Annotated in this window: 14 protein-coding genes and 1 tRNA gene; 12 read left to right on the forward strand and 3 right to left on the reverse strand. The window is 53.5% G+C overall.

The window, feature by feature from the left end:
- The 6 genes from NSS88_RS00005 to NSS88_RS00030 all read left to right on the forward strand — a co-directional run.
- On the forward strand, positions 1-1,254 hold a 1,254-nt coding region (locus NSS88_RS00005), incomplete at its 5' end, for an IS110 family transposase (protein ID WP_341082413.1).
- Between the two features lie 496 nt (positions 1,255-1,750).
- The gene (locus NSS88_RS00010) at positions 1,751-5,911 is read left to right on the forward strand and encodes a tetratricopeptide repeat protein (protein ID WP_341082414.1); all 4,161 of its coding nucleotides are present in this window, start codon (positions 1,751-1,753) and stop codon (positions 5,909-5,911) included.
- Between the two features lie 81 nt (positions 5,912-5,992).
- Positions 5,993-6,262, forward strand: coding sequence for a hypothetical protein (locus tag NSS88_RS00015; RefSeq protein WP_033016997.1), 270 nt, complete (start codon positions 5,993-5,995; stop codon positions 6,260-6,262).
- A 42-nt stretch (positions 6,263-6,304) separates the two neighbouring features.
- A complete protein-coding gene (gene yidC / locus NSS88_RS00020; RefSeq protein WP_033017024.1) occupies positions 6,305-7,054 on the forward strand; it encodes a membrane protein insertase YidC in 750 nt (249 codons plus the stop codon).
- A 166-nt stretch (positions 7,055-7,220) separates the two neighbouring features.
- Entirely contained in the window at positions 7,221-7,772 is a 552-nt protein-coding gene (locus NSS88_RS00025; RefSeq protein ID WP_121650087.1) for a cysteine hydrolase family protein, read from the forward strand.
- An 80-nt stretch (positions 7,773-7,852) separates the two neighbouring features.
- A complete protein-coding gene (locus NSS88_RS00030; RefSeq protein ID WP_015374911.1) occupies positions 7,853-9,322 on the forward strand; it encodes a nicotinate phosphoribosyltransferase in 1,470 nt (489 codons plus the stop codon).
- A gap of 383 nt (positions 9,323-9,705) precedes the next feature.
- Here NSS88_RS00030 and pepF read toward each other — a convergent pair whose 3' ends face one another.
- Positions 9,706-11,562, reverse strand: coding sequence for an oligoendopeptidase F (gene pepF / locus NSS88_RS00035; RefSeq protein ID WP_341082418.1), 1,857 nt, complete (start codon positions 11,560-11,562; stop codon positions 9,706-9,708).
- An 89-nt stretch (positions 11,563-11,651) separates the two neighbouring features.
- On the opposite strand from pepF, the gene NSS88_RS00040 reads away from it, so the two are divergent.
- From NSS88_RS00040 to pflA, 4 genes are all read left to right on the forward strand, one after another.
- Positions 11,652-12,542 carry an aldo/keto reductase gene (locus NSS88_RS00040; protein ID WP_055358323.1) on the forward strand — a complete coding sequence of 297 codons (891 nt, stop codon included), beginning with the start codon at positions 11,652-11,654 and terminating at the stop codon, positions 12,540-12,542.
- A 12-nt stretch (positions 12,543-12,554) separates the two neighbouring features.
- The gene (locus NSS88_RS00045) at positions 12,555-14,711 is read left to right on the forward strand and encodes a DNA topoisomerase III (RefSeq protein ID WP_049624865.1); all 2,157 of its coding nucleotides are present in this window, start codon (positions 12,555-12,557) and stop codon (positions 14,709-14,711) included.
- A gap of 288 nt (positions 14,712-14,999) precedes the next feature.
- On the forward strand, positions 15,000-17,249 hold the full coding sequence (gene pflB / locus NSS88_RS00050; protein ID WP_049624864.1) for a formate C-acetyltransferase: 2,250 nt from the start codon (positions 15,000-15,002) through the stop codon (positions 17,247-17,249).
- 58 nt (positions 17,250-17,307) lie between these two features.
- Positions 17,308-18,057 carry a pyruvate formate-lyase-activating protein gene (pflA, locus tag NSS88_RS00055; protein ID WP_033016988.1) on the forward strand — a complete coding sequence of 250 codons (750 nt, stop codon included), beginning with the start codon at positions 17,308-17,310 and terminating at the stop codon, positions 18,055-18,057.
- A 54-nt stretch (positions 18,058-18,111) separates the two neighbouring features.
- Here pflA and NSS88_RS00060 read toward each other — a convergent pair whose 3' ends face one another.
- Positions 18,112-18,930 carry an IS982 family transposase gene (locus tag NSS88_RS00060; protein WP_051049851.1) on the reverse strand — a complete coding sequence of 273 codons (819 nt, stop codon included), beginning with the start codon at positions 18,928-18,930 and terminating at the stop codon, positions 18,112-18,114.
- 198 nt (positions 18,931-19,128) lie between these two features.
- On the opposite strand from NSS88_RS00060, the gene NSS88_RS00065 reads away from it, so the two are divergent.
- The gene (locus tag NSS88_RS00065) at positions 19,129-20,496 is read left to right on the forward strand and encodes an ISLre2-like element ISGsp3 family transposase (protein ID WP_341082419.1); all 1,368 of its coding nucleotides are present in this window, start codon (positions 19,129-19,131) and stop codon (positions 20,494-20,496) included.
- Positions 20,497-20,864: 368 nt separating this feature from the next.
- On the opposite strand, the gene NSS88_RS00070 is transcribed toward NSS88_RS00065, so the two are convergent.
- Positions 20,865-21,746, reverse strand: a complete 882-nt coding sequence (locus NSS88_RS00070; RefSeq protein ID WP_033016982.1) for a glycerophosphodiester phosphodiesterase family protein — start codon at positions 21,744-21,746, stop codon at positions 20,865-20,867.
- Between the two features lie 173 nt (positions 21,747-21,919).
- Here NSS88_RS00070 and NSS88_RS00075 point away from each other — a divergent pair.
- Positions 21,920-21,991: transfer RNA gene (locus tag NSS88_RS00075), tRNA-Gln, on the forward strand.
- The last annotated feature ends 104 nt before the right edge of the window (positions 21,992-22,095 follow it).

A 22,095-nucleotide genomic window follows, 5' to 3' on the forward strand; every position in this document is an offset into this window, starting at 1 on the left:
GATCAAGTTACGGAACAAACGCTTGTCGTGGGCATCGATATCGCGAAACGAACCCACTACGCCTGCTTCGTGGATGACCGGGGGCGCGTGCTTCGCAAGTCGTTCCCGATCTTCCAGTCGAAAGAGGGGTTTCAGCAGCTGTATAAAGCGATTCAGGAGGCGATGCAAGCGTTTGGGAAGTCAGAGGTGATCGTCGCGGTGGAGCCGACCGGGCACTACTGGTTGAACCTGGCCTACTTCCTCGAGGAGCACGGGATCCCGTTGGTCATGGTCAACCCGGCGCATGTGTGCCGGTCGAAAGAACTTGATGACAACCTGCCGACGAAACACGACGCCAAAGACGCCCTGGTCATTGCCAGACTGGCAAAAGACGGACGATTCCTCGTTCCCCGGCTGCTGCACGAGATTGAAGCCGATTTGCGCGTGGGAAGCACGCTCAAAGAGAAGCTCCGCAAGGAACAGACGGCGGTGAAAAACGCGATCGTCCGCTGGACGGATCGGTATTTTCCAGAGTTTTGGACCGTGTTTCGTGACTTGGGGAAAACGGCGCTTTCGGTGTTGGAGTGGACGCCGCTTCCGGCTGATATGGCCGGCCGGACGGTGGAGGAGCTTCTTGAGGTGTACCGGCAAAGCGAAGGGATGAAATGCCCGCAGAAGGCCAAAATTCAGGCGTTGATCAACACCGCGAAGGACTCGATTGGGGTGACGGAAGGGACAGCGATGGCCCGGTTTGAGATCGCCGCGCTCGTCCGCCGATACCGCCAATTGGAGGCGGAGATCGCTGCACTGGACGCCGAGTTGAAGGCATTGGTTCAAACGACGATGGAGTACCAATGGTTGAAAACGGTCGACGGGTTGGGAGACGCCACGATCATCGATCTGCTGGCGGAGATCGGCAGCTTCGCCCATTATCGGGACCCGCGCCAATTGGTGAAGTTGGCGGGCCTGACGCTCAAGGAGAACTCCTCCGGCCAGCGCAAAGGGCAAAAGCACATCTCCAAACGGGGACGGAAACGGTTGCGCTCGGTGCTGTTTCGGGCGATGATTCCGCTGATTCGGCATAACAAGGCGTTTCGCGAGCTGCATGAGTATTATACGACCCGATCCGTCAATCCGCTGACCGGAAAGCAGTCCATCGTCGCCTTGTGCCGGAAGCTGTTGAATGTGCTGTTTGCGATTTGTACGAAGAAACAAGCGTTTGACGCGGAGCGAATGAAACAGGACGTCTTGTCCCAGGTGCAACGGGCGGCCTAAGGCCTCCCCCCTGCGAACGGAAGAATCGTTGGACAACGAGATGACACCGGAGAAGCTGGCGTGATTTCATCCATTCGACCTTGAGTCCCTAAAGGAGCTTGGCCGGCCTCCGCCTGATGACGAGACCGAACGAGGGAATGTTGGCGCGAAGACGCCCGGAGACATGGGAGGGTTCGTCCTCATCAGCGACGCGGAGATCCAAAGGGTGCATCGAATACGCTTCCCCCACGGCAGGAAAATATAACCAGCCGTGGCCGCGAAGCGCACCCTAGGTCTGTAAGATATCCACAAAACTGAAAAAGGATGTAAGGGATTTTGTCGAAAAATATTTTTTGGACACCCCTGAGAGGCCGAAAAGCCTTGATAGATCAACATTTCTAGAGGGAGAGGCCATTTTTTGTTTGTCGGTATTTTTGTGAAAAAATATGTGGCTGTTTTGCCGGGCTTGTTCTACACTTAATAAATAGCTGGAAAAAGAATAAGGGAGTTTCTTTGTATGAATCATATCAAACCGATCGCATTGCTCGTTGAAGAAAAACGAATCGTGGATGCCCTTGCCCAGGTGCGGCCGCATTTAGAAAACATGGGATTGTTTCAATGGCGGCCGCTCATGGCTTCGTGGGACGAGATCGAACCGTTTCGGACGCTTGTCCGCCTGTTCGACTACGCGCTTATGTACCGGCATAGCGGGCTTGTCGCCCGGTACGCCCACCGGAAGTTCAACACGCTGCAGACGCTCGCGTGGTTGTGCGACGAATGGCTCGATCAACGCCGGCCGCTCGATGTGGAAGAGGCGCTCACTCCGCGCCTGACCGCCGCGCTCGAAGGCCGGGTGGAGGAGCCGAGGGAAGCGATCGCCCGGGCGGCGTTTGCGTTGGTGCGCGCTTTATTGGATATGCAGCGGATCGATGAGGCGCACGAATGGATGGATGTGGTTGCCCGCTATGAAACGGCGCCGATGCATGACAAGTGGGGCTATTTTTATATCGAGACCGGCGACCGGAAGCGCGCCGAACAGGTGATTCGCGCCGGTCTCGATGACCCGGAGCGCGGCGATATGTGCTATTTGCTTCTTGCCGATTTGTATGCGCTCGATGGCCGCCACCGCGAGGCGCTTGCCGTTTTGGAAGAAGGAAAGCAGCGTTTTCCGCAAGTGTTAGCGTTTTACGCTGAGCGCGTGCGCCGCCTGCGCGATGTGCGCGCCTACCGCGAGGCGCTCGCGGCGATGGAGGAGCTTGACCGCCTGAATCCGCTTCATATGCATCGCCGTTATTTCGCCCATTTGCGCGCCGAACTGTATTACCAGCTTGAGGAATGGGAGAAGCTTGAATCGCTTGTGAAAGCGGAGCCGCAGCTTGAAAAAACGCCGTACGCCCGCGCGCTTGGGCGGAAAGGGAAACGGTCGGTGGCGCTGCCGCTTGTGCCGGTCGTGCAAAAGCACAACTATTGCGTGCCGGCGAGTCTGGAAATGATGCTTCGATTGCTTGGTTCCCCCCGCACGCAGGATGAAGTGGCGGAACATATTTTTGATGTGCGCGGATCGAAGTTGTCCACGACCGTACATTATTTGGAAGATATTGGATTTGTTTGCCGCTTTTTCATCGGCACGCTGCCGCGCTGGAAGCGGCTCATTGATGAGGGCGTTCCGGTGCTGTTAAGCGTCGATTACGAACAGTCATCACACGTCCAAGTGCTGTTTGGCTATGACGAACGGCTCGAGGCGTTTTATGTGCAAGACCCGAATCTGTTTGATCCGTTTGTCGTTTCCGAGGACGAGCTTGCCAAGTGGTATGCAGGGACGCATTATTTGTCGATTGTGGCGCTTCCCCGGGAAAAAGCGGCGCTCGCCGCCGAGCTTCCGGAGGAGGAGGACCGCTATTTCCGTGAGCTGCACGCGTTGGCTGAAAAGATGGACGAGGACGAACAGGCGCATTTCGCCGCCTTTGTCGCCTTTTTGCGCCAGCATGAGCACATCCCGTACACATGGCTGTATGTCATGAAGCATTTCGGCATCGACGAGGCGAAGCCGCTTGTATTGGAGTATACGGAACGAGTCTTGAACGAGTATCCGGAACATAACGACTTGCTGCTGATGGCGGCGAAAGCGTACGTCTACACGCAAGAAATGGAGAAGGCTGAAGACGTGCTCAAACGGGTGAAAGGAAAGGCGCAAAGCCCGCTCTACCATTATTTGCGCGGCCGAATCGCCTTTTTTGCCAGCCGCTATGAAGAGGCGGCTCGCTATTTTCGCACCTCGCTCCAGTTGGACCCAGACCAGCCGGAAGTGTGGAGCTATTTCGGGCTCGCCTCGGCGTACGCCGGTCATATCGAAAAAGGGCTCATCTCTTCGCGCGTGGCAGTCAGCCTGTATCCGGGCGATTTGTTTATCGAAACGAATCACGGTGTGCTGTTGTTCCATGCGAAGCGGTTTGCCGAAGCGCGCGACTGGTTTGATCGTCTTGTGCGCCGCGAGCGGCGGGATGCCCAGCTTTGGTATGAGCGGGCCCGCTGCGATCGGGAGCTCGGCCGCCGGCGCAAGGCGGAACGCGGCTTTTGCGTCGCCAAAGCGCTCGACCCGCAGGAACCGTACCCGTATTTGATGTTGGCTGACTTGTATGATGACGACGGTGATCGGGAAAAAGCGAAAGCGGTGTTGGAAGAGGGATTGGCCGCCGCCTGGCGGTTGGCGCCGCTTTACGTCCGCCTTGGTGATCTCTATATGGAGGAAGGAGAGGCGGAACAAGCGGTTTCGTGCTACGAAGAGGCGATCCGCCATGACAGCGATGACGTGTTCGCCCATCTCGGCTTGGCGGCCGCCCTCGCGGAGCGCGGGGATGTGGAAGCGGCGCGCCGGTATGTAATCAAGCAGCGCACCCGTTTTGCCAACAACAGCGAATATTGGCTGAACGCGGGAAGATGGCTTGTCGCCCATGGGTTCGCCGACGAGGAGGAAGGACGCGAGACGGCGCTGTCGTGGTTGGAAGAAGGGTTGCGTCTGGCTGAGTTTGAGGCGGAAGAAGCGTACGAGTTTTACCTTGATCAGCTGGCAACGCCGTCTTTAGAGGAACGCGGCCGGGCGTTTTTAGAGCAGCTTGTCTCGGCTCGCCCGACACTCGCTTCGGCCCATTCCGCTCTCGGCGCCCTTTATGAACGGCAAGGCCGGCCGTCGAAGGCCATGGCGTTTTACCGAGAAGCTGCCGCCATGGGCCATGCGCTTTCCCTCTTCCGGCTCGCGGAGCTGTGCGCCTCGCTTGGACGCCACGAAGAGGCGAAACAACAGTATGAGGCTTGTCTCAAAGCCGATCCATCGTTTGTCCTTTGCCATTTTCGCTTAGCTTCACTCTATGAGGCGGAAGAAAACGAAGAGCGGCAGCACGCGCATTTGCTTCAGGCGGTGCGCTTGGCCCCGAAGCGCATCGATATGGAGCAGCTTGCCGCGATCGCGGAGCCTTCCGCGCTTCTCCGCGCGTTGGCTGACGCCCGTCCGCATGCAGGGGAGGTGTGGTATTACGACAGCCTTGGATATGTTTATGGAGCGCTTAAGCGCCGCGATCAAGAAAAGGCGGCCGTCGAGAAGGCGCTTGCTCTTGACCCGGACCATCCTGAAGTGCTCCGCCATTGGGCGATGGTGCTGATCGCGGAAGGAAGCCAAAAAGAGGCGGCGAAACTGCTCGAACAGTTGATGGTGCGCCATCCGGACGATGAATCGTTGTACCCGTTGTATGTGGCTCTCTTTCCGAAAACGATGCGCGGCTTAGGGAAGCTGCGCCATCGACTCGAGCGGCTGAAGGCAAGCCGCGAGGCGAAAAGCGTGATGTATCGGAACACCGCCTCGGCTCTTTTCCCGTATTTTGGCGAGGAGCAGGGGGGGCATGACGAACCGGTGCGATGGTGGACAAAAGCGAAAGAATGGGTCGGCACCGTTGTCTTGTTTTCGATTGTGACCGATTTCTACGACGAAGCGATTCGCCTCAACCGCAGCGATGCGGAAGCCTACAGGCGGCTCGCCCGCTTATATGCCGCGCTCGAATTGGACAGCGATGCCGTGAAAACGTGGCGCAAAGCGCTCGCCCGCGTTTGGGATCCGTCTTTGGCGCAAGAATTTGTGGAATATTTATTGGCCGCCGATGAGGAAAGAAAACGCGAGGAAGCGAAGCGCTGGCTGGAGCGGCTGCTGGCTGATGACCCGGATGATGTCGACCTGCGCGTGTTGCAGGCGGTCGTTTGGCTTCAAGAAGGACAGCGCGAGAAAGCCGAGCGGCAGCTCGAGGAGACTGTGGCGGAAGAACCGCTCGCCCGTGAGGCGCTCATGTTGCTTGGCGAGCATTATATGGAAACGGGCCGCTATCAAGAAGCAGCGGCGCTTTGGGAGCGCTATGCTGATTGGTATCCTGAGGATGAAGAGTTCCATATGCAGCTTGCGGCTGTTTATGAAGAAGCGGGGCGCATCGATCAGGCGCTCGCGACCATCGAGCGGTGCGTCCATATGGCCAACGATGCCCGGCTTCGCTACGAACGAGCCCGCTATCTCGCACTGCTTGGACGCTTCGATGAGGCGAAAGAAGAGCTTCGGGCGGCGCTGGCGGCCGATGAAAGCGGGGAGCTGGCCGTCTTGGCAGCCGACGAGCCGGCATTTCACCGCTTGGAGCGGATGTGATCAATTGTTGCTTTTCTTTCGGTTGAAAGTTTGCTATTGTATGGAAAGAGAACAATCGACAGGCGAAAGGGAGGTGGACGCATGGAAGCGCCTATTGATTTGCTTGTGTATATGTCGCTTGTCGGCGCGCTATGGATCATCATGAAAGGACATACGAGCGCGCGCCGGATGGCAGGTTCGCTGTTTTATGAACCGGCGTTGGCAGCGGTTCGCGAGCATGAAGCAGAGGGAGGCGCCGAACGGGCGGCGCTTCCATGGCGCCCGCTGTTTTTGCCGCAGCGGCGGAAAATTCCCGTTTGGGAACGGACAAGCCGAACGGATGAGGATGGAAGGCCCTTTCCTTTATGTTGAAACGGCATGATTTTGCAACATGATATTGAAGGAGGGCTTTTCATGAAAAAATGGGTATTGGTGCTGCTTGGCGCCGTTTTGCTTCTTGCCGGCTGTAACCGCAACGAACCGATCGACGAACATAGTCAAGGCATTTGGAACCATTATTTTGTCTATCCAATGTCGAAGCTTCTTTTGACGCTTGGGCACTGGTTTGGCGACAATTACGGCATCGCCATTATCGTGCTGACGCTCATCGTCCGCTTTTGCTTGCTGCCGCTCATTTTGAAGCAGTTCCGCGCATCGATCGCCATGCAAAAACTGCGCCCGGAGCTTATGAAGCTGCAAGAAAAATATAAAAGCAAAGACCCGGAAACGCAGCGCAAGCTCCAGCAAGAAATGATGCAGCTGTATCAAAAGCACGGCGTCAACCCGGCGAGCGGCTGCCTGTCGGTGCTCATTCAAATGCCGATTTTTATGGCGCTGTATTACGCGATTTCGCGGACGCAAGAAATTAAAACGCATTCGTTCTTATGGGTCGAGCTCGGCCATCGCGATCCGTATTTCATTTTGCCCGTTTTAGCGGCGTTGACGACGTTCATCTCGCTCCGCCTGTCGCCGTCGATGGCTGAAGAACAAATGCCGCAAATGGCGATGATGTCGTACATCATGCCGGTTATGATTTTTATCGGCGCCAGCTCCGTTCCATCGGCGCTGTCGCTCTATTGGGTCGTTGGCGGCTGCTTCTCGATCATCCAGTCGCTCATTTTGCGTGCTCAAATGAAAGCGGCCAAAGCGGCGGAAAACAGCTAAAACGACTTCGACAATCCCCTGTCTGCTTCAAAGCAGGCAGGGGATTTGTTGTCTTATCTGCTATCCATATTGCTATGGTATAATGGTAGAAAAGCCCAACAAGATGTAGGCGGGATGAAAAAACAGCAACCCGACCATGCAGGAAGAGGAAAAGGAGTGAACGGGAATGAACAAAGCGCTTATTAACATCGACTACACCGTCGATTTCATCGCCGATCATGGCGCGCTTACATGCGGGAAATCGGGGCAGGCTATTGAAAAAGAGCTCGTGCGGGTGACGAAACAGTTTATTGACAACGGTGATTTTGTCGTCTTTGCCATTGACAAGCATGTGGCGGGAGACGACTATCATCCGGAAACGAAGTTGTTTCCGCCGCATAACATTGAAGGGACGGAGGGGCGAAAGCTGTACGGGGAGCTCGAGGCGGTGTATCAGGGGAACAAGCATAAAAACAATGTGTATTGGATGGACAAAACGCGCTACAGCGCGTTCGCCGGAACGGATTTGGAGCTGAAATTGCGCGAAAGAGGCATCACGGAAGTGCATTTGGTCGGCTGCTGCACCGATATTTGCGTCCTCCATACGGCGGTCGATGCGTACAACAAAGGATTTCGCATCGTCGTCCACCGGCGGGCGGTGGCGAGCTTCGACGCGGCGGGACACGAATGGGCGCTCCGCCATTTTCGCCATACGCTAGGCGCGAAAATAGTGGAATAATGGAGAAAACGTGATAGAATAGACGATGAACATTGTTTTATTCGGCGGCGCCGTCATTCGTGTGTTGGAGGTAGCAATTCATGAAGACATATGCTGATGACAGCTTGATGCTTCATACGGACTTATATCAAATCAATATGGTCGAGACGTATTGGGAAGATCGTATGCATGAGCGCCGCGCTGTGTTTGAAGTGTTTTTCCGCAAGCTGCCGTTTGGCAACGGCTATGCGGTGTTCGCTGGGTTGGAGCGCGTCATTCAGTTTTTGCAGCAGTTCCGATTTTCTGACAGCGACATCGACTATTTGCGCCAAGAACTTGGCTACCGCGACGACTTTTTAGACTATTTGCGGACGCTTCGCTTCACCGGCACGGTCCGTTCGATGCGCGAAGGGGAAGTGGTGTTTGCCAATGAACCGATTATGCGCATCGAGGCGCCGCTCGCCGAGGCGCAGCTCATCGAAACGGCTATTTTAAACATTATCAATTTCCAGACGCTCATCGCCACGAAAGCGTCGCGCATTAAGCATATTCTCGGGGATGAGCCGGCCTTGGAGTTCGGCAGCCGGCGGGCGCAGGAGATGGATGCGGCGCTTTGGGGCGCGCGCGCAGCGTATATCGGCGGGATTGAGGCGACATCAAACGTGCGTGCCGGGAAGCTGTTTGGCATTCCGGTCGCCGGAACGCACGCCCATTCAATGATTCAAGCGTATCAGGATGAATACACGGCCTTTTTGAAGTATGCACGCCGCCATAAAGACTGTGTCTTTCTTGTCGATACGTACGATACGTTGAAGTCGGGGGTGCCAAACGCCATTCGCGTCGCGAAGGAGCTGGGCGACCAAATCAACTTTATCGGCATCCGCATCGACAGCGGCGATTTGGCCTATTTGTCGAAAGAAGCGCGGAAAATGCTCGATGAAGCCGGATTTCCGAACGCGAAAATTTTCGCCTCAAACGATTTGGACGAAGATACGATTTTAAACTTGAAGTCGCAAGGGGCGAAAATCGATGTGTGGGGGATCGGCACCAAACTCATTACGGCGTACGATCAGCCGGCGCTCGGCGCCGTGTACAAAATGGTGGCGATCGAAAACGAACGCGGTGAGATGGTCGATACGATCAAAATCAGCGGCAATCCGGAAAAAGTGACGACGCCGGGGCTGAAGCGGGTGTACCGCATCGTCAACAAAATCAACCATAAAGCGGAAGGCGACTACATCGCCTTAGAGAGCGAAAACCCGCAGCAAGAAGAGCGGTTGAAAATGTTCCATCCGGTGTACACGTTCATCAGCAAATTCGTCACCAATTTCGAAGCGCGTGACTTGCATGTGACGATCTTCGACAACGGCCGGCTCGTGTATACGTCGCCGCCGCTTCCGGACATTCAAGCGTACGCAAAAGAAAGCTTGCGCTTGTTTTGGGAGGAGTACAAACGGACGCTCAATCCCGAGCAATATCCCGTTGATTTGAGCCAAGCGTGTTGGGACAATAAGATGGAAAACATCCGCAAGGTGAAAGAAAAAATTGCAGGCGCATCTTTAAGTGAATAACCGTCTTGGCTGCGGGGCAAGCGCATGATGTCGCTTTGTACGCGATCGACCGCCTTAACCGGTCCCGCGCGTTGCAACGCAAAGCGATATTCTTTTTTCCGCCGCAATAACAAAGGTGTCCCGAACGGCGCGGGACACCTCTTTCATGTATATAGATGTAACGAAGAAGTTTAACATATCCTTGACGGAAAAGCGGTTTGTCCATTTTCGACTGTCGAAGGCAAGCGTGTGGCTTGCCCCGTCACGCCAAGGCGTGACGGAAGACCGAACAACCACCTGCTTCACAGACCCATATATGGGTCTTTAAGCGGCGTTGTTCGGTCACTCGACAGTCGGATGCAATGACCGGCAAAGTCAAAAAATGTTAAAGCTTTAAATTGCATCTATATAGACCGCTGACGGTTTTGGCTTGGCAGCTGTCGATCGAGTTCGTCAACGAGTTCGGCGAAATGACCTAAGACCCGCTCGATCGGTTCGGGGCTTGTCATATCCACTCCGACTCGCTTGAGCAGACGGATCGGATCATCGGATGCGCCGGAGCGCAAAAATTGTGTGTACCGCTTCACCGCCTTGCCGCTTGCATCGGTTTGGATGCCGCTCACAATGGTGTACGACGCCGCGAGCGAAGTGGCATATTTGTATACATAAAAGGCGTCATAAAAATGTGGGATGCGCAGCCAGCCGCGCGCGGCGCCGGGATCGGCGGCGTACGCCGGGCCGTAATACGTTTTCAGCAGGCCAAGCCAAAGATGGTTCAGTTCGTCCGCTGTCAGACTGCCGCCTTGGCGCACTTTGTCATGAATCATCCGTTCAAATTCGGAATACATCACTTGCGTGTACAACGTGCCGCGGATTTGCTCGATTTGTTCGACGAGCAGGCGGAGTTTTTCTTCTTTTGTTTTCGCCTGTTTGTACAAATAATCGAGCATGAACCATTCGTTCGCGGTCGAGGCGACTTCGGCGGTGAAAATCGAATGACCGGAATAATGGTACGGCTGCGCGCGGTTCGTGTAGACGGAATGCATGGCGTGCCCAAGCTCGTGAGCCATCGTCAATACGCCATCAAGCGAACCGTTGTAATTGAGCAAGATGAACGGATGGGTGTCATACGCTCCCGTGTTGTAGCCGCCGGTATATTTTTTCGGGCGCGGGAAGACATCAAGCCATCGCTCTTGAAACGCTCGGTGCACCTGTTTGATATAGTCGGCGCCGAGCGGCTTGAGCCCTTCGACAATGAACGTTTTCGCTGTTTCAACTGGGATCGATTTCGCCGTTTCGCCGACAAGCGGCACGTACAAATCATAGCTGTGAACGCGGTCAAGCCCGAGCGCGCGCCGCCGCAATTCGATATAGCGGTGCAGCGCCGGCAAATGGCGGCGGGTGGCGGCGATTAAGTTGTCGAACACTTCCTTCGGGACATCGTCGGCGGCCAGAGCGGCGGCCAGGCCGGATGGATAGCGGCGCACGTTCGCATACAATTCGTCCGCTTTGACCGAGGCGTACAACGTCGCCGCGGCGGTCTGCTCGAGCGCCTCATAGCTTTTCGCTTTCGCTTCAAACGCCGCCTTTCGATAGCGGCGGTCCGGGTGCTCGAGCATGGCGGCGTATTGGTCGTCGGTCAATGTCACTGTTTTTCCATTCGGCATCGTGACAGACGGCGGCTCGTAATCGCCGCGGACGGCGTGGTCATAAATGTTCTCCGTCTCGCCGAGCACCGGCGATAGTTTCGCGAGCAGCCGTTCTTCGCGTTTCGTAAGCGTATGCGGCTTTTGCTCGCGCAACTCATGGAAGTAATAGCGGTACGCTTTCAGCTCTTTGCTCGTTTGGAGCTTCTTGAGCGTCCGCTCGGGTAGGGCGAGCAGTTCCGGCTCGATGAACGCTGTTTTCGCCGCATATTGGGCGGCGAGCGCTTCCACTTTTGCCCCAAGCCGGGCCGCTGCCTCGTCTTCAATGTTCAGATCGCGTTTTAAATGGGTGTAAAGCGCCAGTTTTTCGAGCTTGCGGGCCGTTTGTTCGTTGAGGGCGAACAGTTTGGCGATCGTCTTTTCATCATCGAGTTTTCCTTCAAACGCCGCCAGTTTCGGCAAGGCGTTTTGCACCGCCTTGTAGTCGTGCATCCACTCGGCTTCGGATGGATAAATGTCGGCTAGGTTCCATTCGTATGCGGTTTCGGCGGCTGATGCCGGCCATGGGGAGGCGAAAAGAAGCACAGCGGCGAGCCCAAGAAGCCAGCGCTTCATATCATCACGTCCTTTCCGTTTTTTCCTCTTGTTGGTAGTATGCGCAAGCGGAACGATTTTAGCCAAAAATAAAGAAAGGGAGACAATCAATGGAACGAATTCGGTTGGCGGACGATTTGACGTTTTCCCGCCTCATTCACGGCTGTTGGCGGCTTGCGGACTGGGGCTATTCGCGCGAGCAGCTGCTCGGGCTCATTGAATTTTGTCTTGAGCGCGGCATTACGACGTTTGACCATGCTGATATTTACGGCGACTATACGTGTGAATCGCGCTTTGGCGAAGCACTGGCGTTAAAGCCAAGCTTGCGCGGTCAGATCGAGATCGTGACGAAATGCGGCATCAAGCTGCCATCGAAGTACGGGATGAAATTATACGATACAAGCAAAAATCATATCATCGCTTCGGTTGAGCAATCCCTTCGACACTTCCATACCGATTATATTGATGTATTGCTTATCCACCGCCCGGATCCGTTTATGAACCCGGAAGAGGTGGCCGAGGCGTTTCTCCAACTCAAGCAGGATGGAAAAGTGCGCTATTTTGGCGTTTCCAACTTTAAACGTTTGCAGTGGGAAATGCTTCAGTCGTATTTGCCGTTTCCGCTCGTGACCAACCAAATCGAAGTATCGGCGTATCGGTTGGAAAATCTTGAAGACGGCACCGTTGACCTTTGCCTTGAGAAGCGCATTCCGCCAATGGTATGGTCGCCGCTCACCGGCGGGGCGATTTTTTCCGCTGACGATGACCGGGCGGTGCGGTTGCGCGGGACGCTTGAACAAGTGCGGGGTGAGGTGGGCGCTGAGACGATCGACGAAGTGTTGTACGCGTGGCTTCTCGTTCATCCAGCGCGGATGATGCCGATTGTCGGCTCGGGGAAACAAGAACGCATCGAGCGGGCGGTGCGGGCGTTGTCGCTTCCGCTTTCCCGCGAGCAATGGTTCGCTATCTTACAAAGCTCCATGGGGCATGATGTGCCGTAAGGGGAGAGGACGATGAAGGTCATTATCGCGGAAAAGCCGGACCAAGGGGCGACGCTCGCCTCGATTTTTCGGACGAAAAAACGGCAAGGCTATATCGAAATTTTGCCGAATGACTTGTTTCCCGACGGGGCGTATATGACATGGGCGATCGGGCATTTGTTCCAGCTCGCCCCGCCGGAGCGGTATCGGCCGGAGTGGAAGCGGTGGACGCTCGGCACGTTGCCGATCATCCCGGAACGGTTTGAGTATGAGATCGAAAAAGCGAAGGCGAAACAGTTCAAGGTTGTGAAAGAATTGCTGCGAAAGCCGGAAGTGACGGAAATCATCCATGCCGGCGACGCGGGGCGCGAAGGGGAGCTCATTGTGCGCAACCTCATCCGCCTAAGCGGCGTGAACAAGCCGATGAAGCGGCTTTGGCTGTCGTCCTTGACTCCGAAGGCGATCGAGGAAGGGTTCCGCCGCCTGCTTGATGAACGGACGACGCGCCCGCTCTATGAGGAAGCGTACGCCCGCGCCTGCGCGGATTGGCTCGTCGGCATGAACGCCTCGCGCGTGTACAGCCTCTTGCTGAAGGAGCGCGGGATGAACGATGTGTTTTCCGTCGGGCGCGTGCAGACGCCGACATTGGCGCTGATCGTCCGGCGTGAGCGGGAAATTGAGCAGTTCCGCCCTGAACCGTTTTGGGAAGTCGTCGCCTCGTTTGTCATTGGCGACAAGCGTTATGAAGGAAAATGGACGGATAAAAACGGCCAAACGCGTCTTGGGGACGAGGAGATGGCGAAAAAGATCGCTGCCTTTTGCCAAGGAAAACGGGCGGAAGTCGCCGACGTCCACACAGAGCGGAAAACGTATCAGCCGCCGCTGTTGTTCAACTTATCGACGCTGCAAGCGACAGCGAACAAGTTGTACCGCTTCTCGCCGAAAAAGACGCTTGATGTGCTGCAATCGCTCTACCAAAAAGGGATCGTTTCGTATCCTCGTTCCGATTCGATGCATGTGACGAAAGGGGAAGCGGAAACGTTTCCCGCCATTTTGCAAAAGCTGTCCTCGTTTCCGGCGTACGCTTCGTATTTTCCGCTGCCGCAGCCGTCGATTTTACAGAATAAACGTTATGTAAACGAGAAAAAGGTGACGGACCATTACGCCATTATCCCGACCGAGCAAGTGGTGGATCCCGAGAAGCTGTCAGCCGACGAACGGAAGGTGTACGATTTGGTCGTCCGCCGCCTAATTGCCGCCCACCATCAGGCGGCGGTCATCGATTATACGACCGTCACAACGCTCGTTGACGGCCGGGCCCGCTTTGTTTCGAAAGGAAGACAAGTCGTCGAGGAAGGATGGCGCGCCGTCATCCGTCCGCATGAGGAGGAGAAAGATGCTGCGCTGCCTCTCCTTGAGCGAGGGGAGGCGGGGGAAGCGGCCGCTGTCAAGGTGAAAGAAGGGAAGACCGAGCCGCCGAAACGGTATACAGAAGGCGAACTCATCACCTTGATGAAAACGGCGGGAAAATTTTTGGACGATGAGGAACTGGAAAAAGTGCTCGCCAAAACGGAAGGGCTCGGCACGGAAGCAACAAGGGCGGCGATCATTACCATGCTGAAAGAGCGGAAGTATATTGAAGTGAAAAACAACCTCGTATATGCGACCGACAAGGCGAAAGTATTGATCGAGGCGCTCGGCGGCACGATTCTCGCCTCGCCGGAAATGACGGCGAAATGGGAGCAGCGCTTAAGCGAAATCGGCGAAGGGAGCGCCTCTCCCGCTGCCTTTATGGAACAGGTGAAAAAGTTGGCGCAAAAAGTGGTCGCTGACGCCATCGCCACTGCGCCGAATTGGAATTTCAGAGGGGTTGACACCGCCTCGATCCAACGGACAAGGAAGAAAAAAACGATGGGCGAGAAGCTTGGACCGTGCCCGCTTTGCGGCGGGACCGTCGTCGACAAAGGAACGTTGTACGGCTGCGACCAGTACGCGAAAACAAAATGCCCGTTTACGATCTCCAAACGCATTCTCGGCAAATCGATTTCGGCGGCCAATGTGAAAAAACTGCTGGCGCAAGGGAAAACGAATGTCATCAAAGGGTTTAAAAAAGGCGAAAAAACGTTTGACGCCATCCTTGTCTGGGATGAAAACGAGAAGAAATTATCGTTTCAGTTTCCGAAGCGGTGACAAGGGCGGGGGAGGAAAGGATGGAGCGCTTGGCAAAAAGGCGGACCGATGGCGGACCGCCGATCTGACCTCCCGATTTATAACAAGGGATGGAGATTTTTTATTTTTACATCCTTCTTCATGTTCATTGGTTGTCATTTCTTCTTTTTTCACTGTCTTTAAATTAAAATTGTTCAACATTTCACAAACTATTCAATAATAGATGATTCTAAGCATCCAAAAATATAGTATCATAGAGATGAGATCTGTTATATATGATTGTTCTGAACAATTGGGAGGGGATCTGTTATGAAACAAGCTGTTGCTGTATTAGACCCGTGGCGAAATTTTAAAGGGTCTAAATGGAAAAAGTCCATTGACGTCCGTGACTTTATTTTAAAAAACGTAACCGTTTACTATGGGGATGAATCGTTTTTAGAAGGACCGACCGAAGCAACGAAAAAACTTTGGGAACAAGTGATGGAATTGTCGAAGCAAGAACGCGAAAAAGGCGGCGTTCTTGATATGGACACATCCATTGTTTCCACCATCACTTCCCACAGACCAGGTTATTTAAACAAAGACTTGGAAAAAATCGTTGGCTTTCAAACGGATAAACCGTTTAAGCGCGCATTAATGCCGTTCGGCGGCATCCGCATGGCGCAGCAATCATGTGAAGCATACGGCTACAAAATAAGCGACGAAGTGAAAAAAATCTTTACGGAATACCGAAAAACGCATAACCAAGGTGTATTTGACGTTTACACCGAAGAAATGAGATTAGCGCGCAAAGCAGGAATCATCACCGGTCTTCCAGACGCGTACGGACGCGGCCGCATTATTGGCGACTATCGCCGTGTAGCATTATACGGTGTCGATCGTCTGATTGAAGAAAAACAAAAGGATTTGAAAAACACCGGCGCAAGAACGATGACGGAAGACATTATCCGCCTTCGCGAGGAAATTGCTGAACAAATTCGCGCGTTAAACGAATTGAAACAAATGGCATTAAGCTACGGTTACGACATTTCCAAACCAGCGCGAAACGCGCATGAAGCATTCCAATGGCTCTATTTCGCTTATCTCGCCGCCATTAAAGAACAAAACGGCGCAGCGATGAGCTTAGGGCGCGTTTCCACCTTCTTAGATATTTATATCGAACGCGACCTACAAGAAGGTACACTAACAGAAAAAGAAGCGCAAGAGCTTGTCGACCATTTTGTGATGAAATTGCGCCTTGTCAAATTCGCAAGAACGCCGGAATATAACGAACTATTTAGCGGCGACCCGACATGGGTAACAGAATCAATTGGCGGAGTCGCTATCGACGGTCGTCCGTTAGTAACGAAAAACTCGTTCCGTTTCCTTCATACGTTAGATAACTTAGGACCTGCGCCAGAACCAAACTTAACCGTACTTTGGTCGAAACAATTACCGGAAGCGTTCAAAGAATATTGCGCGAAAATGTCGATTAAAACAAGCTCGATTCAATATGAAAACGACGACTTAATGCGCGTTGAATTTGGCGATGATTACGGAATTGCCTGCTGCGTATCGGCGATGCGAATCGGTAAACAAATGCAATTTTTCGGAGCGCGCGCCAACCTCGCGAAAGCATTGTTATATGCGATTAACGGCGGCGTCGATGAAAAATTAAAAATTCAAGTTGGTCCTGAATTTGCGCCAATTACATCCGAATATTTAGATTATGGCGAAGTAATGCGTAAATTCGATCAAGTGCTTGAATGGCTTGCCGAACTTTATATTAATACACTCAATGTCATCCATTACATGCACGACAAATATTGTTACGAACGCATTGAAATGGCGCTTCATGATACCCACGTTTTGCGCACAATGGCAACTGGTATTGCCGGGCTATCGGTTGTCGCCGATTCGTTAAGCGCGATCAAATATGCAAAAGTAAAACCGATTCGCGATGAAAACGGCATTGCTGTTGATTTTGAAATTGAAGGCGACTTCCCGAAATACGGAAATAACGATGATCGCGTCGACCAAATTGCGGTTGATTTAGTCGAACGCTTTATGACGAAATTGAAAAAACATAAAACGTATCGCGATTCAAAACATACGTTATCGATTTTAACGATTACATCAAACGTCGTATACGGTAAAAAGACAGGCAATACACCAGATGGCCGCCGCGCTGGCGAACCGTTTGCTCCAGGAGCGAACCCGCTACACGGCCGCGACATGAAAGGTGCGCTCGCTTCGTTAAGCTCTGTGGCAAAATTGCCGTATGAACACGCCCTAGACGGTATTTCAAACACGTTCTCGATCGTTCCGAAAGCGTTAGGAAAAGACGAGGAAACACGTATTCACAATCTTGTCGCTATTTTAGACGGTTACATGGAAAAAGGCGGGCATCATCTCAACATTAACGTGTTGAATCGCGAAACATTATTAGACGCGATGGAACATCCAGAAAAATATCCGCAATTAACGATTCGCGTCTCTGGATATGCCGTCAACTTCATTAAACTAACTCGTGAACAACAAATTGACGTCATTAACCGCACGTTCCATGAAACAATGTAATCTCTCCCCCCTCCTTCTTGTGAGGGGGTATATTTCTCTTAGGAAGGAGAACATGCGTATGAAAGGATTTATTCACTCCATCGAATCATGCGGTACCGTCGATGGCCCGGGCCTTCGTTATGTCATCTTTACACAAGGATGTGTATTGCGCTGCCAATATTGCCATAACGCCGATACATGGGAAATCGGAAAAGGAAAAGAAATGACCGTAGAAGAAATTATCGATGACGTGAAAACGTACTTGCCGTTTATCAACGCTTCCGGCGGCGGGATTACCGTCAGCGGCGGAGAACCTTTGCTACAAATCGACTTTTTAATTGAGCTATTTAAAGCATGCAAAAAACTCGGCATTCATACAGCAATCGATTCGTCAGGGGGATGCTACACGACAGAAGCATCGTTCCAGCAAAAATTAAATGAATTGCTTTCCTATACGGATTTAATTTTGCTTGATTTAAAACATATCGATGAAAAAAAACATCGGAAACTGACAGGAAAAACAAATAAACACATTTTACAATTTGCTCGGTTTTTATCCGAAAAAAACGTTCCTGTTTGGATCCGGCATGTTCTCGTTCCAACCATTACCGATGACCCTAATGACTTGCGCCGTCTCGCCGCTTTTATTCGTACGTTAAATAATGTGGAAAAAATTGAAATTCTCCCGTACCATAAACTAGGGGTATACAAATGGAAAGCGCTTGGATTGAAGTATCCTTTGGAAGGAATTGAACCTCCTTCGGAAGAAAGCGTACAAATGGCCCAACAAATCTTAAATGGAACGGAAAATAGCACGCCTCTTACGTAATGTAAGAGTTTTTTTCTGATTTCACATATATATACCCGTGGTGCTAGTTGAGCTTTATCGCTCAACTAGCCCAAGTGTAACCAGGGAATAAGCTAACAATATACCGTCTAGTGCCACTTCAAATCCGATAATCGAATTGGCTCGGATCCCCGTGATGCGATAGTGGTCAACCAGAACCGAGAACACCGTCTCGATCACTTTGCGTTTTTGTTGGATCCACTGCTCCCATGTCTCAGACGCACGATGTTTCTGGTTTTTTCGAGACGGAGTCCAAAGCGCCATTTGGTATTCTTCGTACAGCCTTTTTTGCAAGTCACGGCTAATGAATCCTTTGTCCCCAAAGTTATACGGGTGGGGAATTTGGGTCATCACGCTTTCGGCTGCGATTCGATCGTGGCAAGATGCTTCCGTCACCACATACCCCATTGGCAGCCCTTGATCGGTCACTTGAAGGTGCAGCTTCAACCCGTAGTACCATTGCTTTTTGGAAGCGCAATACCCGATGTCGGCGATCTCTTGAAACCGTTTGACGCGATGCATTCTTGCCGTATGGCACAACGGGAGCGGCAAGCTGTCCACGACGGCATAGGCATGATGTTGACCGCGTTTTGCCAGCTCATGACGGATCCATTTGATGGCGAAACCAAGCGCCCGGCAACGGCGGTTGTATCGGGAGCGTTCAAGAAACGAGCCGTTTGTGAACAAATTTCCCGTGACAAAACGATGCCATGCCCGTTCGGATGTAAAACCGAGCAGCTTTCCTAAAAGATGAATGGCGATGATGACAGCGTCCTCTTGCTTGACCAAATGGCGATTTCGACGATGAAGATGCACCTGAATGCATGAAAGTTGAGCAGAAACAAAAACGAAAATGGCGGCAGTGTAAGTAAAATATTTGTGGGTGACATTCCGAAATGATCCCCGACGAGGGTTGCGAACTTTTGTTCGCGACGCTCGTCGGGGCCACCAAGCGAAGCGCGGTAGAAAAAAGCAAATGTCATGCAAAAAGGACTCTCTCCCTGCTATGATGGTGATTGTCAACATCAACCGAAAACAGGAGGGAGAGAGTCCATGAAACATCTTACCACAGAATGGCCTTTATTAAAAGAGCTGGAGGAACAATTAGTCAGAACTCTTCAAAAGGTGTTCGCTGTCTTGTTGGCGGCCCTTTTGGAGGAGATTGATCAACAACTGGCGGAAGCGCGGGACAAGCGCCGGTATCAGCTGAAAGACAAACGGCCGACTACGATCCAAACGCTGTTTGGAGAAGTGACGTTTCGACGGAACTACTACTATGACCGGCAAACGGGGAACTATACCTTCTTGCTGGATGCCGAACTGGGCTTTGATGGAGCGCAGTCGATCAGCCCTTGCCTCGAGGAAACGGCGGTCGAGTTGGCCGTAGAGTGCTCTTCCTACCGCAAAGCGGCCCGTACGTTGGAGTCGATCGTGGGGTATGCGGTCATGAGCCACGAGGCGATTCGCCAACTGGTGCTGGAGGCCCCTGTCTCGCTGCACCGCCCTGTTTCCCAACGGCACGGCCGGGTGCTGTTTGTGGAGGCGGATGGACTGTTTATTTCCCGCCAGGGGAAAGGGAAACGGGCGAAAGAAGAGAAAATCCTGGCGGTTCACGAGGGATGGAAACGAAACGGTTCGCAGCTCGAGCTCGTGAACCGGCGCCACTACCTCCATGAAGGGGAGGGAGACGTGTGGGAACGGTTCGAAGAGTGGCTGATGAACGAATATGCCTATGATCCGTGCCGGGACCTGTTGATCATCAACGGCGACGCGGCGTCGTGGATCACGGCCTGCCGGGAGTATTTTGGGAAGCGGGCGTGCTTTCAGCTGGATCGATTTCATGTGGCGCGGGAGCTGCGTCAGTGTCTGTCCGGCCATCCGCGTTGGCGGGAGGTGCGGAAGAAGCTGGCGAAACAAGACGAAGAGGGGCTTCTCGTGGAGCTGAACAGCGCGGTCGGCACGTTGGAGGACGAAGGCAAAGAACAACAGCTGGCCGCCTTGATTCGCCGGATCGAGTCGATGCCGGGATGCATCCGGGACTATCGGGAGTGGCTGTCGGAGCAAGGGGTGGAGACGACCGGCATGCGTCCGATGGGCCACGCCGAGAGCGTGATGAGCCGGTTTGCGCATCGGGTGAAATCCCGCCGCAGCTGGAAAGACCAAGGGCTTCGGGCGTTTCTGAGGGCGATGGCAGCCCGAATCGACGGGATTTGGCGGAGAAATGGGCAGTTGGTGGAGGAAGAAGAGACCCGAACGGCGGCCTCGGCCTCAACAAAGTCCAAGCGGATCGAACAGGCCAAACGGAAGGCCGGACGGTTATGGGCAGATGTGGTGCGTCAGAATCTACCGTGTCTGCAGCGGTCATCCGGGACACCGATCCATCAAGCGTTGTCGGCGCTCCGGGATGGTGGTTGGGTGTAAAAAAATGGAATATCGTATCATCGCCTCAAGATGAGGGATGAGAGTCCGAAAGCGCTTACGATATGAATTCCTGAAAATGGTTCGCTAACTAGTGATTGACAACACCCGTAGTGAACCGAAAAAATGTTCTCCACAAAGTCTTGACTGACTCTGGCGGCATATTGCTTTTGAATCTTGGCCCGATCTGTAGTAAAATGAAAGTGCTCTTGCATGGGGATTCTCCTTTCGAATGGCAGGTCGCACTTTCATTCTACAGGAGATCCGCCAGCAAGGGCTATTTTTATGCTTGCCCAAGTTTATCTAGCACCACGGGTAACCATAATAACATTATGTAAAAAATAAGCTCCCCCTGGCTCCCTGAAGGCGGGTCAATGACGGGGCAAACGACGGCAGGCGGCAATGCGGCCAGGGCGGTCTGGATAATCGGTGAACACACCGTCCACGCCCATGGCGCATAGGCGAGCGAGATCGTGTGGTTCATTGACGGTATAGACGTGAACCATGAGCCCGCGGCCATGGGCGGCGCGCACCCACTCTTCGGTGACGGCTGGGAGCGGCAAGCCGATGCCATCGGCATAGACGGCGATTTGTTGCAACAGCTCGTCGCGGCCACTTCGCGCTTCCTTTTCGCCGACCAACTGAATGAGCGGGACGCCGCGCGGGATGAGCGGGCGGAGCGCCTGCAAACTTTCTGGATGGAACGATTGAAACATGACGCTTCTGCGCTGGAGAACGCCGTGTTTTTGCAATAGGCGGGCGACCGCCCGTTCGATGCCGGGCTGTTTCGTTTCGACGTACAACGGAACGTTTACACGTTCCGCTTTCAGCATCCGAACCACCTCATCAAGCGTCGGAACGCATTCGCCGGCAAAGCGTGGATCGAACCACGATCCGGCATCCAATTTTTTGAGCTCACGCAATGAAAAATCGCTGACCCGCCATGGCGACCGGTGTGGGTAGACCGTTTCGACATTTGTCGTCCGGGCGAGCGTCGCATCATGCAGGGCAACGAGCTTCCCGTCTTTCGTTGCGCGCACATCGACTTCGATATAATCGGCATTCATGCGGGCGGCGAGGCGGTAGGATGAGAGCGTATGCTCCGGCGCGTGTCCGGACGCGCCGCGGTGGGCGATGACGGTGGTTTTCGGCTGGCTGGGTGGCTGCCAGGCAGCCGCGGCCGCTAAGACGATCGGCAGCGATAACAAAAACAATGCGCAAAGATAGATGCGAAAAACCGTGATCCGGCGCATAGACATCTCTCCCTTCCAGTATCATATCGGAAAAACAAGTGCGAGAGAAAACGAGGGGATATAGCAGGGAAAGGATGTTTGTACCGATAGTGTCGCACATCAAGCAAAAGAATATTCAGGTTGATGCATAACGTGCACCATCATGACGCATACTGTAAACGACAACAAAACGTTGGGCTATAGCCAAGCGGTAAGGCAACGGACTTTGACTCCGTGATGCGCTGGTTCGAATCCAGCTAGCCCAGCTGAATCGCCGGACGGGGTCCGCACGTCCCGGCGGCCAAAACGGCTTCCGCCATGTTGTGCGGGGCCGTTTTTTCGTTCGCCGGAAAGCGGGGACGAGAACATC

It is taken from the genome of Geobacillus sp. FSL W8-1251 (genome assembly GCF_038005945.1).
GTDB classification, from domain to species: Bacteria; Bacillota; Bacilli; order Bacillales; family Anoxybacillaceae; genus Geobacillus; species Geobacillus stearothermophilus.